Annotated in this window: 14 protein-coding genes; 5 read left to right on the forward strand and 9 right to left on the reverse strand. The window is 66.2% G+C overall.

Annotated features, from left to right (window positions below; translation table 11 throughout):
* The first annotated feature begins 28 nt into the window (after nt 1-28).
* Nucleotides 29-1,207 (forward strand): vWA domain-containing protein, encoded by a 1,179-nt coding sequence (locus tag ACH0BU_RS11500; RefSeq protein ID WP_046410989.1) that lies wholly within the window; start codon nt 29-31, stop codon nt 1,205-1,207.
* 57 nt (nt 1,208-1,264) lie between these two features.
* Here the strand turns inward: ACH0BU_RS11500 and ACH0BU_RS11505 are convergent, their stop codons facing one another.
* From ACH0BU_RS11505 to ACH0BU_RS11520, 4 genes are read right to left on the reverse strand one after another with little or no spacing between them, the layout of a single operon-like run.
* Complete coding sequence (locus tag ACH0BU_RS11505) at nt 1,265-1,975, reverse strand: ribonuclease T2 family protein (protein ID WP_296219199.1); 711 nt, start codon at nt 1,973-1,975, stop codon at nt 1,265-1,267.
* Nucleotides 1,972-2,412 (reverse strand): hypothetical protein, encoded by a 441-nt coding sequence (locus ACH0BU_RS11510; RefSeq protein WP_125945788.1) that lies wholly within the window; start codon nt 2,410-2,412, stop codon nt 1,972-1,974. The genes ACH0BU_RS11505 and ACH0BU_RS11510 overlap by 4 nt, the downstream gene beginning before the upstream one ends.
* Nucleotides 2,413-2,424: 12 nt before the next feature.
* Nucleotides 2,425-3,243 (reverse strand): carboxylating nicotinate-nucleotide diphosphorylase, encoded by an 819-nt coding sequence (gene nadC, locus ACH0BU_RS11515; protein ID WP_296219216.1) that lies wholly within the window; start codon nt 3,241-3,243, stop codon nt 2,425-2,427.
* Nucleotides 3,244-3,257: 14 nt separating this feature from the next.
* Nucleotides 3,258-3,752, reverse strand: coding sequence for an SH3 domain-containing protein (locus ACH0BU_RS11520; RefSeq protein WP_046411840.1), 495 nt, complete (start codon nt 3,750-3,752; stop codon nt 3,258-3,260).
* A 99-nt stretch (nt 3,753-3,851) separates the two neighbouring features.
* Between ACH0BU_RS11520 and ACH0BU_RS11525 the strand changes: the two genes are divergently transcribed.
* The gene (locus ACH0BU_RS11525) at nt 3,852-4,850 is read left to right on the forward strand and encodes an NAD(P)-dependent oxidoreductase (protein WP_314470242.1); all 999 of its coding nucleotides are present in this window, start codon (nt 3,852-3,854) and stop codon (nt 4,848-4,850) included.
* Nucleotides 4,851-4,941: 91 nt separating this feature from the next.
* Nucleotides 4,942-5,133 carry a YMGG-like glycine zipper-containing protein gene (locus ACH0BU_RS11530; protein ID WP_046410997.1) on the forward strand — a complete coding sequence of 64 codons (192 nt, stop codon included), beginning with the start codon at nt 4,942-4,944 and terminating at the stop codon, nt 5,131-5,133.
* Nucleotides 5,134-5,231: 98 nt separating this feature from the next.
* Here ACH0BU_RS11530 and ACH0BU_RS11535 read toward each other — a convergent pair whose 3' ends face one another.
* Both ACH0BU_RS11535 and ACH0BU_RS11540 read right to left on the reverse strand, forming a co-directional pair.
* Nucleotides 5,232-6,635: an NAD(P)H-dependent flavin oxidoreductase gene (locus ACH0BU_RS11535; protein ID WP_046411841.1), complete on the reverse strand. Its 1,404-nt coding sequence runs from the start codon at nt 6,633-6,635 to the stop codon at nt 5,232-5,234.
* An 80-nt stretch (nt 6,636-6,715) separates the two neighbouring features.
* Nucleotides 6,716-7,858 (reverse strand): glycosyltransferase, encoded by a 1,143-nt coding sequence (locus tag ACH0BU_RS11540; RefSeq protein ID WP_296219207.1) that lies wholly within the window; start codon nt 7,856-7,858, stop codon nt 6,716-6,718.
* Between the two features lie 121 nt (nt 7,859-7,979).
* Here ACH0BU_RS11540 and glsA point away from each other — a divergent pair, with 121 nt between their 5' ends.
* Nucleotides 7,980-8,921, forward strand: coding sequence for a glutaminase A (gene glsA, locus ACH0BU_RS11545; protein WP_296219208.1), 942 nt, complete (start codon nt 7,980-7,982; stop codon nt 8,919-8,921).
* A 20-nt stretch (nt 8,922-8,941) separates the two neighbouring features.
* Here the strand turns inward: glsA and ACH0BU_RS11550 are convergent, their stop codons facing one another.
* From ACH0BU_RS11550 to ACH0BU_RS11560, 3 genes are read right to left on the reverse strand one after another with little or no spacing between them, the layout of a single operon-like run.
* Entirely contained in the window at nt 8,942-10,063 is a 1,122-nt protein-coding gene (locus ACH0BU_RS11550) for a glycoside hydrolase family 130 protein (protein WP_296219210.1), read from the reverse strand.
* On the reverse strand, nt 10,060-10,833 hold the full coding sequence (locus ACH0BU_RS11555) for an SDR family oxidoreductase (RefSeq protein WP_296219212.1): 774 nt from the start codon (nt 10,831-10,833) through the stop codon (nt 10,060-10,062). The genes ACH0BU_RS11550 and ACH0BU_RS11555 overlap by 4 nt, the downstream gene beginning before the upstream one ends.
* A 34-nt stretch (nt 10,834-10,867) precedes the next feature.
* Nucleotides 10,868-11,743, reverse strand: a complete 876-nt coding sequence (locus tag ACH0BU_RS11560; RefSeq protein WP_046411005.1) for an alpha/beta fold hydrolase — start codon at nt 11,741-11,743, stop codon at nt 10,868-10,870.
* Between the two features lie 37 nt (nt 11,744-11,780).
* On the opposite strand from ACH0BU_RS11560, the gene ACH0BU_RS11565 reads away from it, so the two are divergent.
* Nucleotides 11,781-13,151, forward strand: coding sequence for a protein adenylyltransferase SelO family protein (locus tag ACH0BU_RS11565; RefSeq protein WP_314470234.1), 1,371 nt, complete (start codon nt 11,781-11,783; stop codon nt 13,149-13,151).
* The last annotated feature ends 40 nt before the right edge of the window (nt 13,152-13,191 follow it).

Raw genomic sequence — 13,191 nt, forward strand, 5'->3', positions numbered from 1 at the left:
GCAGATTAAATGATGGGGCGGATGGCCGATGTTCCTCAACTTCCTCGATGAGCTGCGCGTCGCGGGCATTCCCGCGAGTCTGAAGGAGCATCTGCTCCTGCTCGAAGCGCTCGACGCCGAAGTGATCGACCGCACGCCGGAGGATTTCTATTACCTGTCTCGTGCGGTCTACGTGAAGGACGAGGGCCTGCTCGACAAGTTCGATCAGGTGTTCGCCAAGGTCTTCAAGGGGATCGAGAACAGCTTCATCCAGGAAGGCGCGCAGATTCCGGAAGACTGGCTGAAGGCGGTCTCCGAGAAGTTCCTGACGCCCGAGGAGATGGAAGCGATCAAGTCGCTCGGCTCCTGGGAAGAGATCATGGAGACGCTGAAGAAGCGGCTCGAGGAACAGCAGAAGCGCCACCAGGGCGGCAACAAGTGGATCGGCACCGGCGGGACCAGCCCGTTCGGAAACTCCGGCTACAATCCCGAGGGCGTTCGCGTCGGCGGCGAATCGAAGCAGAAGCGCGCATTGAAGGTGTGGGACCAGCGCGAGTTCAAGAACCTCGACAACACCAAGGAGCTGGGCACCCGCAACATCAAGATCGCGCTACGCCGGCTGCGCAAGTTCGCTCGTGAGGGCGCGCAGGACGAACTGGACATCGACGGCACGATCGACGGAACTGCGCGGCAGGGCTGGCTCGACATTCGCATGCGCGCGGAACGGCGCAATGCGGTGAAATTGCTGTTGTTCCTCGACGTGGGCGGATCGATGGACCCGTTCGTCAAGCTGTGCGAGGAACTGTTCTCGGCCGCCACCAGCGAGTTCAAGAACCTGGAGTTCTTCTACTTCCACAACTGCCCTTACGAAGGGGTGTGGAAGGACAACAAGCGCCGCTTTTCCGAGCGGACGCCGATGTGGGACGTGCTTCACAAATTCCCGCACGACTACAAGCTGGTGTTCGTCGGTGACGCCTCGATGAGCCCATATGAGATCACCCATCCGGGCGGCTCGGTGGAACATTTCAACGAAGAATCGGGCGCGGTGTGGATGAACCGCCTGACGACTACTTACCCGGCCGCCGTCTGGCTGAACCCGGTCGCGCAGGCGCAATGGGGCTATTCGCAATCGGTGAAGATCATTCGCGAACTGATGAACGACCGCATGTACCCGCTGACGCTCGCCGGGCTGGACGATGCGATGCGGGAACTCACGCGCAAGCGGTGACCTTGCGCTGATCCGCCCGCCCTGCCCCCGTTCGTCGCGGGGCGGGCGAGCGATCGTTCAGCGCTTGCCGGTCCAAATGCGGACGCGGGCGTTCGGCTTCACGCCGCCCTGGTGCGCCGGGCAGCGGGTGTAGCGGAACTTCCTGTCCATGCAGATCCAGACCTCGTTCAGCCAGCCCATGCGGTCGGTCGTGACGCGCATCATGTCGGCGCGCATGCCGCGATTGACCCGCGCGATTGCGGTGGCGAGCTTGCCGGCGGTCAGGCTCTGGCGCGCGAGGGCGTTCATGTCGGGATAGCGGACCTCGTTGAAGAGCGAGGTCGCCTTGCCGAAATAGCTGTCGGGCGTTTCGCTGGGCATGCAGGTGCCGTGCTTGGCCCATTCATGCTGCAGCAGCTGCGCCGACGGGGTCGCGCACAGGTTTGCCCGCACCGTGCGTTGCGAAATCAGCGGCGTCGCCTTGCAATATTGCGGCCACTCCTTGCCGAACCCGTCGGGCCAGAGGCCGTGCAGGACGAAGCCGAAGCGGTTGCCGCTGCCGCACTGGAACGTGGAGCGGGCGGCGCGATCGGGGGTGCGGCAGTGCTGCGGCGACCAGCTGATCGCCAGCGTATAACTTCCGATTGGCAGCAGGCGCTGTGGCTCGCTCTTGCTTGGCAGGTCGGGACGCACCCGCAGGTCCGTGCCGGCCGGCACCGAGCATTGATATGCCTGGGCGGCGGCCACGCCCGGCATCAGCGCCAGCGCCAGAGCAAAGCCACGAATCATTCGGTAAACTCCTGTTCTTCAACGGCATGTTCGCCGAACCATAGCCTGGCATCGGGGCGAAACAGATAGGCCGCCGAAACGACGTACAGCGCGCCCGACGCAAGGCCGGCGAGTGATGCCGCCAGCGACGGCGTGGCACCGACGATCAGCGCGACCAGGCCGAACAACAGGATCACGAAGGCGATCGCCGCAAGCACCACCACGAACCATTTGGCCGCGATGCTCGGCTGGCGGGCGGTGAAATACCACAGCAGCAATCGCAGCGTGATGTTGAAGACCACCGATGTCGGCAGCAGCCAGCCCATCTCCGCCAGCGCAGGATTGCTGGCGAAGCTTGCGACACGCTGAGGCCAGTCGAGCATGGTGCTGAGCAGGCCGAGCGCGAGCGCCAAAAGGTACAGGCGCTCAAAGCGCCTGATCGACAGGGGACGGATCAACGGCGAGGTTCCTCAGGCGAGAGCGAAGTCGAGGCCGATATCCGCGGCAGGCGCGGACTGGGTGAGACGCCCGACGCTGACATAGGTGACGCCGGTTTCCGCAATGGCGCGGATCGTATCCAGTGTGACGCCACCGGATGCCTCGGTCGGCACCCGTCCACCGACGAGCGTCACCGCACCGCGCAGGATCTGCGGCGGCATGTTGTCGAGCAGCAGCCGCGTTGCGCCGGCGGCGAGCGCTGGCTCGATCTGCTCCACCCGGTCGACCTCGACGATGATGTCGGCGACGCCCGCGTCACGCGCGCGGCGCACCGCTTCCTCGACGCTGCCGGCGACCGCGACGTGATTGTCCTTGATCATCGCCGCATCCCACAGCCCCATGCGGTGGTTCTGCGCACCGCCCATGCGGGTGGCATATTTCTCCAGGAGGCGAAGGCCCGGGATGGTCTTTCGCGTGTCGAGCAGGATGGCCCCGGTGCCGCGGATACGATCGGCATAGGCGGCGGTCAGGGTTGCGATGCCCGACAGGTGCTGGACGGTATTGAGCGCCGACCGCTCCGCCGTCAGCAGCGCCCGCGCGCGGCCGGCCAGCCGCATGACCGGCGTGCCGGCCGCGACGCGATCGCCATCGCTGGCCAGAAGGTCGACCGAGGCATCAGGATCGAGCCGGCGAAAGAAGGCAGCGGCAATCGGCAGCCCGGCGACGGCAATCGCGTCGCGCGTGGCCATCACCCCCTCAAACCGGGCGTCGGCCGGGATCACCGCCTCGGACGTGACGTCGCGGCCGCCGCCGAGATCCTCGGCAAGCGTCGCGCTGACAAAGGCGTCCATGTCAAAGCCAGCGATCACGGCAGCACTTCCTCTTGTTCCACGCCCCAGAGGCGGCTGATTTCCACGAAGCCCGCCTGGCCGCGAATATCGAGGCGGCACCAGCCGCGCGCGCATTGGCTGACCCGGCCGATCACGCCCGGTTCGGCGCGCCACAGGATGCGCGCGCCATAGGCGGGCCGGTCACGCAGTTCGGCGATCGACTCCTTGATCATCGCGGTGCGCGTGCTGCTGATCAGCGAGCCGAGCATCCACCCCTGGGTACCGCCGGGATCCTCCACCTTGCGCCATTCCTTGAACACGTCGACGACGCGGACCGGCAGGTCGGCGCGGACGTAGAGCCAGGTCGCCGGATAACTGCGTCCGGGGCCGGAGCGCATCCGGGCCTTCCCGGCCGAAATGGAGGCGAAATAGGGTGGTTTCGGCCTGTCCTTGGCCTGCGCGGCGACTTCATTGGCCACCAGCCCGAACAGCACGGCAAGCGCCACCCATCCCGCCGTCCATCGCCGCATCGATACACCCCCGTCGACCAAGCCGTTCCTGTAGCGCCCGCACGGCTGCCGCATCAACCGATCGTTGACGCCCGCGCCGCGCTTCGCCAATCCAATGCCATGGTCGATACTCGCCGCTGCGCCAATCCCCGCGTGATCGTGACGCGCGAATTGCCCGACATCACCATGGACCGGCTGGAGGCCCTGTTCGACACGGTCAACAACCGCGGTGACAAGGCGATGACCCGCGAGGAGCTGGCCGCTGCCATGTCCAATTGCGACGTGCTGGTGCCGACGGTGGTGGACACGATCGACGCAGAACTGATCGAGGGTGCCGGCGAGCGGCTGAAGCTGATCGCCAATTTCGGCGCGGGCGTGAACCATATCGACCTGAAGGCGGCGCGCCGGCGCGGCATCATCGTCACCAACACGCCCGGTGTGCTGACCGAAGATACCGCCGACATGACGATGGCGCTGATCGTTTCCGTCCCCCGCCGGCTGGCCGAGGGCGAGAAGCTGGTGCGGTCGGGCGAGTGGAAGGGTTGGAGCCCGGGCGGGATGCTCGGCCATCGCATCGGCGGCAAGGCGCTGGGCATCGTCGGTATGGGCCGCATCGGCCAGGCGGTGGCGCGCCGCGCGCGCGCGTTCGGCCTGTCGATCCATTATCACAATCGCCACCGGCTGCCGAAGGTGGTGGAGGCCGAATTGCAGGCGCAATGGCATCCCAATCTGGACGAGATGCTGGCCAATATCGACATCCTGACGATCCACACGCCGCGCAACGCCGACAGCGAAAACCTGATCAGCGCCGAGCGGATCGCGCTGCTGCGCCCACACGTCTATCTGATCAACGCCAGCCGCGGCGGGATCGTCGACGAGGATGCGCTGATCGACGCGCTGGAGGCGGGCCGGCTGGCGGGCGCGGGGCTGGACGTATGGAAGCACGAACCGGCGATCGACCCGCGGTTGCTGGCGCTGCCCAATGTCGTGATGACGCCGCATATGGGATCGGCCACGTTCGAAGGGCGGCTGGCCACCGGCGAAAAGGTGATGACCAATATTCGCATGTGGGCCGATGGTCATCGGCCGCCCGACCAGGTGCTGGAAGGCTGGGTCTGAGTACCCGAGAACTGTAAAGTTGCGTGTCCTGCCGGAACGCAACCTATGTTGGGCGCATTGTCCGGTTGTTAATTCGATCGGAGAATGTGCGATGAAGAAGACGTTTCTTCTGTTGATGCTTGGCGCCACCGCCGTGACTACCTCGGCCTGCTCGACGCTGCGCGGCGCGGCAATTGGCGGTGCAGGTGGCGCTGGCGTAGCAGCGGCCACTGGTGGCAGCGTGGAAAAGGGCGCGGCGGTGGGCGGTACCGCCGGCGCGGTGATCGGCACCATCGACAATTGATGCGCCCTCCCTGGCCGTCATCCTTCTGGCGCAATGGCGCCAGGCAGGATGACGGTGGAGGGGTTGAAGGCCGGAGCGCGGACCCCGGCCAGACAGGATCAGTCGCCCGTCAGGATCCGGTCGACCAGCTGCTTCACCGTCGGCACGAAGCCGTTCGAGTAGAAGGGATCACGCTTGAAATTATAGGCTGCATGGCCGGCGAACATCAGGTTCGCCTCCGTATCGCCGCCGTGCGCGATATCCTGCAGCGTCTTCTGGATGCAGAAGCTGCGCGGGTCGGCGAGACGGCCGGTCGAGTTCGTCTCGGTATCCGCCCAGCTCGAGAACAGGCACTGGCTGAGGCAGCCCATGCAATCCGCCTGATCCTTGCGGATCTCCGCCTTTTCCTGCGGCGTCACGAACACGAGCGTATTGTCCGGCGTCTTCAATGCATCGGTGAAGCCGTGGCCGAACCACTCGCGCGCGCGCAGCAGATCACCCTTGGTGACCCAGAAGTTCTTGCCCTTCACGCCCACGTCCAGCTGGAAGATGTGGTCTCCAGCCTCCTTCGTCGAGAAAGCGATCTGGCGTTCCGAGCGCGCCTCAAGGCTACGCAGGAAAGGATTGCGGACGGCCGACGAATAGAAGCCGGTCGGCGAGAAGCGATGCAGGAGGACGTCACCCTCCTCGATCGTCATCAGCCGTTCCTTCCACTGCTGCGGAATCGGGCTTTCCTGCGTCAGCAGCGGGCGGGTGCCATACTGGAAGGCGATGGTGCCGAGTTCCGGATTGTCGATCCAGTCGTTCCAGTCGCGCAGGTACCAGACGCCGCCGGCCATGATGATCGGGGTGGTATCAGGAATGCCACCCTCGCGCATCGTTTCGCGCAGCGCCTTCACGCGGGGATAGGGATCCTCCGGCTTCAGCGGGTCTTCGGCATTGGAGAGGCCATTGTGGCCACCGGCGAGCCAGGGATCCTCATAGACCACCGCGGCCAGCAGCTCCGACACCTTGGAATAAGCGCGCTTCCACAGCGCGCGGAAGGCACGGCCCGAGGAGACGATCGGCAGGTAATTGACGTTGTAGGAAGCGGCGATCTCGCTCAGCTTGTACGGCATGCCGGCGCCGCAGGTGACACCGGCGACCATGCCGCGGGTCCGTTCCAGCACGCCTTGCAGCACGCGCTGCGCACCGCCCATTTCCCACAGGACATTGATGTTGATCGCGCCCTTGCCACCGGCGATCTCCCAGGCGCGCTGCACCTGCTGCACGGCGCCTTCGATGGCGTATTCGATCAGTTCCTCATGCCGATCACGGCGCGTCAGCGCGTGATAGACCTGCGGAATGATCTTGCCTTCGGGATCGTAGCTGTCGGCGTTGACGGCGCTGACCGTGCCGATGCCGCCCGCGGCCGCCCATGCGCCGGCCGACGCATGATTGGTAGCCGCAACACCCTTGCCGCCTTCCACCAGCGGCCAAACCTCACGGCCATTGTAGACGATGGGCTTGAGCCCCTTAAACACGGCAGTCGCCACGGCCTTAAATCACCTCTCGAAAATCCAATAAGGCGCCCTAGCGAGAAAGGTTGCACGGCGCGAGCAATTTACGCCCTTGTCAGTGCGCCCGGCCGTCCGAGCGCTGATTCATACAGCGCGGCGTACCGTGCGATCATCTGCCGCTCGTCATATTCCGCCTGTGCCTTGCGGCGGTTGGCGTTACCGACGGTGCGTCGCAATTCAGGGTCGGCGATCAGCGCCTGCATCGCGTCGCGCAGCCTGACCTCGCCCGGATAATCGGTGATGAAGGGCGCGTTTTCCGGCGCCACCATGAACGGCACGTCGCCGACCGGCGGGGCGACGATCGGCAGCCCGGCGGCCATCGCCTCGACCACCGCAATGGGAAATTGCTCGGACCGTGAGGACAGCGCCAGCATGTCGAAATGCCCCATGAAACGATACGGCCGGTCGAGGAAGCCGGGAAGGACCAGCTCGTCCTCGATCCCCATCGCCAGCGCCGCCTGTTCGATCGCGGCGCGTTCCGGCCCCTCGCCAACGATCACCAGCCGGAAGCGGTGCGACAATCCTCCCGCGGCGCGGACCAGCGCCGGCAGATCCTTCACCGCGCGAAGGCCAGCGACGGTGCCGATCACCACCTCCTTGGGCTTGCGCACGAAGCCGGGGATCGCCTTTGGCTCGGGGCGCTTGGCATACAGCTCGGTCGCGATGCCGTTGACGATGCGGTGAACTTTCGCGCGCGGCTGTTTCCAGGTTTCGAGCGCGATCCGCTCCAGCGTGGTGGAGGGCACCGCAAGACCGTGCGCGGCCGACAGCGCGAGCCGGCGGTAGAGGTTGCGTTCCCGCTTCAGCCCGCCGGCCTCATCCTCGTTGAAGCCATCCTCATGGTGCACCACCGGGGGCACGCCGCGCCCGAACACCCGGCGCGCCATGACGCCGTCGATGGCGCCCCAATTGTAGGTCAGCACCAGATCGAAGCGGCGCATGTAGCGGGCGATCGCATCGTAACGGCCAACGGAGGGCTTACCCTGCAGCGGCGGCGGGTTCTGTGCGATTTCGTAACGGATGCCCTTGGCGATCCGCTCGCGCGCGCCATAGCGCCCCTCCATGCCCGACACGATTGTGTGTCGCGCACGATCGCCAAAGGCGTTCATCAGCCGCACCGCCCGCGCCTCCTTGCCGCCCAGGTCAAAGGTGGAGTGGAGGTGCAGGATGTTGATCGGCTGTGGCATCGCGCGTCGCTTTAGCGGTGATCAGGGCGAATGTTGAGCCATTGCCGCGATGCGCCTTCTTGCCGACGCGGACCCATGCCGGCTCCCGCCAGTTAGACCGCTGAGACAAGCGGAGAACAACATGGATCAGGCGTTGCACGAGATCGTTCAGGACATTGCCCGCGAGATCAAGGCTGATGCGGTAGAAATCGAGGCCGCGGCGGATGCTAAGGAAGAGGGCAAGGCGCCGGGCAATTTCGGCATGGCCGTGGTGACGATGGACGAGGAAGTGATCACCGGCGGGGCGGCGGACACCCCCTTCCCGCTGCAAAGCATTGCCAAGGTCTTTGCACTGGAGCTGGCGCTGTGCGCGCTGGGCGACGACGTGTTCAAGCGCGTCGGGCGCGAGCCGTCGGGCGACCCGTTCAACTCGATCATCGACCTGGAGCGGACCGGCGGCATCCCACGCAACCCCTTCATCAACGCCGGCGCGCTGGCCGTGGTCGACATCCTGGTCGAGCAGCTGGACGACGACGAACAGGCCAGCGCGGTGGTGGATTTCGTGCGCCATCATGCGTGCGTCGACGACGTGGCGCTGAACCAGGACGTGCTCGATTCCGAGCACAAGGGCGGCGACCTGAACCGCGCGATGATGAGCTTCATGCGCCACCACGGCAACCTCAACAGCGACCCGGACGAGGTGATGGAAGCCTATGTCAAGCAATGCGCGATCATGCTCGATTGCCGCGGACTGGCACGGACGGGGCTGTTCCTGGCGCATACCCGGCGCAATCCCGACGATGAGGATGCCGATGCCGTAGCAGTGCGGATGCGCAAGCTGCTCGCGCTGATGATGACGTGCGGCCATTATGATGGCTCGGGCGACTTCGCGATGCGGGTCGGCCTGCCCGCCAAGAGCGGCGTCGGTGGCGGCATCCTGGCGGTGGCGCCGGAACAGGGCGCGATCGCGGTCTGGTCCCCCAACCTCGACCAGAACGGCAATTCGATGCTGGGCGTGCGCGCGCTGGAGATGTTCGCCGACCGGACCGGCTGGTCGGTGTTCGGGCCGCCGATGGTGGCGTGAGCACGCGCGGCGGTCGCGCCTCAGCCGGGCGCGATCGCCGTCTTGGGAATGTGGGTGATGCGGCAGGCGAGATCAGCCTCGCCGCTCGCCACGATCCAATGATCGCCAGCGTCGACGATGCCGGTCGTGAAGACCACATTGTCGAGGTACATGAGGTCCTTCAGCGGCTCGGTCAGCGCCGGGTTGGGCTCCAGCAGCGGCTGGTGCTGGGTGGCGACGGTGCGCCATGGCTCGTCACGGTCGAGCAATGTCCAATAGGTGCGGTAGATGCCGACCACGCCCGACGGCTCGACGCCGTGCCAGAGCGTGAGCCAGCCGTCGTCGGTCAGCACCGGCTGCGCGCCGCCGCCCATCCGCGCGGTGGCGACGGTCGCGGCATGGGGGCGGATGCCGGGATGGTCGCTCGGCTTCCAATGCAGCGCGTCGGGCGAGGAGGCGAGGTTGATCGACGGGCCGGCGCGCCATTCGCTGTCGGGCGGATAGGCGAAATAAAGGTCGCCCAGCGGCCGCGTCTGCGACCAGAACTTGCCGCCGATCCGCCCTTCGAAAATCAGCATGTCCTTGTTCTGGTGATCGAGGACAATCCCTTCGAGCTGCCAGTCGCGCGCGTCATCGCTGGTGTAGAGCGTGGTGGAATGACGCTCGGGGCTGACCGAGCAGGTGGTCATCAGATAGCGGCCGTCAACACGACTGATGCGCGCATCCTCGACACCGTAATTCTGGTAGCTGGCGCGCGGCGCGATCGCCTGGTCGTAATGCACCGCCTCGACCCGCCGGCCGCTCGCGTCGAGCTCGACCGGAAGCAGCCAGGACAGCGAGGTCAGCGCCATCACCTTCCACCCGCCGCCGCGCATCATGAACTTGCGCGGATCGGCGGTGTCGACGAGCTGCAGCGGCCAATTGTCGAGGTGATAACGCCCGTCGTGCCAGCGGATGGCGCGGACATGACCCTCGCGGATCGGCGTGCGCAGCGCCTCCGCCACCCGGACCATCATCAGCAGATTGCCATTGGGCAGCCGCGTCATGCCCGGGTTGAATGCGCCCAGGACATAGGTTTCCTCGTCGATGTGCCCGGCGAGCGGGGAGCGCGACAGGTCGACGTCGTGCGGGGTGAATACCAGATGGTCGAGCGGGAAGGTCATTCTTCGTCCTGCATCCGGGGAGATATGGTCAGTTGCTGGACGACCGAGCGGCGCGGCTGGGTCAGCAGGTAATGGACGCCGACGGCGATATCCTCCGCGCGCAGCATCTCTTCCTTGGCGATCCGCTCCGCCTGTTCCTCGGGCGTGCCGCCGACCATGTCGCTGCCGGTCAGCCCGGGCTCTACCAGCGAGACGCGCACGCCCTTGCGCCCAAGCTCGCGCCGCAGAGCAATGGCGAAACCCTGAATACCGTATTTGATCCCGGCATAGACGGTCGAGCCCTTGCCAAGAACATAGGCGCTCATCGAGCCGATCAGGACGATGTCGCCGCTGCCCTTCGCATCCTCGCCGTGCGCGCCCATCGCCTTCGCCGCAGCCTGCGCCGACAGGAGATAGGCGGTGAAATTGCTGCCGATCGTGTAGCGAAGCTCCGCCTCGCTCATGTCGGTCAGCCCCTCGGCGCCGCGTGCGGCGTTGATCACCGCGACGTCCACGCCACCGAGATAGGCGCTTGCGGCATCGAACAGCCGGGCGACATTATCTTCCTCGGCGAGGTCAATGCTCATGCCGTCGCCCTCGCCCACCTCCCGGATGCGCTTCAGCGCGTCGGCGAGATGGGTTTCGTCGCGGCCGCAGACGAACACTTTTGCGCCCTCGCTCGCCAGCAGCACCGCGGTCGCGCGGCCGATCCCGGTGGTACCGCCGGTGATCAATACGCGCCGCCCGGCAATCGGCGTCGTCGCGGTATGCGCATCGGAAATGTCGGCCATGAAAGCTCCTGTTCGCGGGAGCAGTTCCGACGTTTCAGGCGCTTGCGGGTTCCACGGCAGCGCGCGCGAGCCATCGGTCGATCGGCCCCTGCACCGCCGGTTCGGTGAGCAGCGGCGCGTGCCCCACGCCCGGCACCGTCACCAGTTCAGCGAGCGGCAGGCTGGCGACCATGCGTTCCGCCACGCTGGCGCTGAGCACGTCCGATCGGCCGCCGCGAACGATCAGCACCGGCACCGTCGCCAGCGCATGAAGCGCGCCCCACATGTCAGGGCCCGTTTCGTTGCCCGGCACGCGAAACGGCTCGGCAATGCGCAGGTCGTAGTCGAGCACGATGCGGCCATTGCTGGTCAGCCGGTACAGACGCTTGGCCATCGCCAGCCAATCCTCGATCCCGAAATCGGGATAGGCATCGGCATTCGCCTCCCGCGTGGCGCGCGCGGCGTGCATCCAGGTCGGCCAGGTGCTGGACCGCCCGACATAGCCACGGATGCGCGCGAGCCCGGCCGGTTCGATCTCTGGCCCCACATCGTTTAGCAGCGCCCCGGCAATGCGGCCCGGCACCAGCCCGGCGAGCAACATGGTCACGATGCCGCCCAGCGCGGTCCCGATGGCGATGAACCGGTTGATCCGATGTTCCGACAGAAATGCCGCCACGTCACGGGCATAGGTGGTCGGCACGTAGCTCATCGGATCCCTGGCGTGGGCGCTTTCGCCGCGGCCGCGCAGGTCGAGCGCGAAGACCCGCCGCTCTCCCGCGATCCGCCGGGCGAGCGCGTCATAGTCGCGCGCATTGCGCGTCAGGCCCGGGAGGCAGACCACCGGCAGCGCGGCATCGTCACCGGGATAGTCGCGGGCGTGAAGCCGCAACCCGTCGTCCGATGACCAAAATATGTCCTGCCAGGCGGCCATCCTTGCACCTTTCGTCGCGCGCGCCCCATATCCACGCATGGCCCCAGAACCACAAGCTGCCCCGCACGCCTATCAACCAGAGACGCTGATCCTGTCGCTTGGCGACGCCTTCTACGATCCGGTAGCGGCGGCCGATTTTCCCGAGACCACACTGCGGTTCCGCAATGATCGCGCGGCGGCCGAGGTCGGCCTCGATACGCTCGACGATGGCGCGTGGCTGGAACATTTCGGCCGCTTCCGGCCGCTTCCGGCCACGCTGCCGCAACCGCTGGCCTTGCGGTATCACGGCCATCAGTTCCGCGTGTACAATCCCGATCTGGGCGACGGGCGCGGCTTCACCTTTGCCCAGCTGCGCGACCGCAACGGGCGGCTGATGGACCTTGGCACCAAGGGATCGGGCCAGACGCCGTGGAGCCGCGCCGGCGATGGCAGGCTGACGCTGAAGGGCGGCGTGCGCGAAGTGCTGGCGACCGAAATGCTGGAGGCGCTGGGCGTGCGCACGTCGCGGACCTTTTCGCTGATCGAGACGGGCGAAGCGCTGGAGCGCAACGATGAGCCCTCCCCCACCCGCGCCGCGGTGCTGGTGCGGCTGAGCCACGGCCATGTGCGCATCGGATCGTTCCAGCGGCTCGCCTATGAGCGCGACGAGGAATCGATGCGCCGGCTGGTTCGCTATGTCCTGACCAACCTTTATGGCGAGGACAGCGATGATCCGGTCAGGCTGCTGAGCCTGGTGGTCGACGGCACGGCGCAGCTGGCGGCGAGCTACATGGCGGCGGGGTTCGTCCATGGCGTGCTCAATTCGGACAATATCAACGTCACGGCCGAAAGCTTCGATTATGGCCCGTGGCGGTTCGCGCCGACGTGGGAGCCGGGCTTTACCGCCGCCTATTTCGACCATGCCGGGCTGTACGCCTTTGGCCGGCAGCCCGAGGCGATCCATTGGGACGTGATGCAGCTTGCCGCGTCGCTGCGGCTGCTGTCCGAGGCGGAGCCGCTGATCGCCGCGCTGGAGCGGTTCGCGCCGGAATATCAGCGCGCGGTGGTCGATGCTTTCCTGTGGCGGATGGGACGCCGGCCGAGCGGGAGCGACGCCGACCGGGCGCTGGTGCAGGCCACCGAGCGCGCGTTGCGCGAAACGGCGACGGGGATCGACCGTTTCTTCTTCGACGCCTTCGCCCAACCGCTGCCGCCCACTTATGGTGAGCCATGGACGGAGGTGCGCGCACTGCTCGACGCCGCGCCGCTGCGCGCCGACCGATCACATTCCTATTGGCAGGGTGAGCCCTGTTCGATGCTGATCGAGGAAGTGGAAGCCATCTGGCAGCCGATCGCCGAGCGCGACGACTGGGCACCATTCCATGCCAAGGTCGCCGCGATCAGGGTTATGGGCGAGGCACTTCGCTGACCTTGTGACACCGCCGGTTCCTATCCTAAAGCAAGCGACG

The sequence above is a fragment of the Sphingomonas olei genome (assembly GCF_045369765.1).
Taxonomy (GTDB): Bacteria; Pseudomonadota; Alphaproteobacteria; order Sphingomonadales; family Sphingomonadaceae; genus Sphingomonas; species Sphingomonas panaciterrae.

Bases quoted from the DNA above. Each gene is read 5' to 3' on its own strand.
- ACH0BU_RS11565 (WP_314470234.1), top strand. From the start codon at position 11,781: ATGGCCCCAGAACCACAAGCTGCCCCGCACGCCTATCAACCAGAGACG.
- ACH0BU_RS11505 (WP_296219199.1), bottom strand. From the start codon at position 1,975: ATGATTCGTGGCTTTGCTCTGGCGCTGGCGCTGATGCCGGGCGTGGCC.
- ACH0BU_RS11530 (WP_046410997.1), top strand. From the start codon at position 4,942: ATGAAGAAGACGTTTCTTCTGTTGATGCTTGGCGCCACCGCCGTGACT.
- nadC (WP_296219216.1), bottom strand. From the start codon at position 3,243: ATGGACGCCTTTGTCAGCGCGACGCTTGCCGAGGATCTCGGCGGCGGC.
- glsA (WP_296219208.1), top strand. From the start codon at position 7,980: ATGGATCAGGCGTTGCACGAGATCGTTCAGGACATTGCCCGCGAGATC.
- ACH0BU_RS11555 (WP_296219212.1), bottom strand. From the start codon at position 10,833: ATGGCCGACATTTCCGATGCGCATACCGCGACGACGCCGATTGCCGGG.
- ACH0BU_RS11550 (WP_296219210.1), bottom strand. From the start codon at position 10,063: ATGACCTTCCCGCTCGACCATCTGGTATTCACCCCGCACGACGTCGAC.
- ACH0BU_RS11525 (WP_314470242.1), top strand. From the start codon at position 3,852: ATGGTCGATACTCGCCGCTGCGCCAATCCCCGCGTGATCGTGACGCGC.
- ACH0BU_RS11500 (WP_046410989.1), top strand. From the start codon at position 29: ATGTTCCTCAACTTCCTCGATGAGCTGCGCGTCGCGGGCATTCCCGCG.
- ACH0BU_RS11560 (WP_046411005.1), bottom strand. From the start codon at position 11,743: ATGGCCGCCTGGCAGGACATATTTTGGTCATCGGACGACGGGTTGCGG.
- ACH0BU_RS11520 (WP_046411840.1), bottom strand. From the start codon at position 3,752: ATGCGGCGATGGACGGCGGGATGGGTGGCGCTTGCCGTGCTGTTCGGG.
- ACH0BU_RS11540 (WP_296219207.1), bottom strand. From the start codon at position 7,858: ATGCCACAGCCGATCAACATCCTGCACCTCCACTCCACCTTTGACCTG.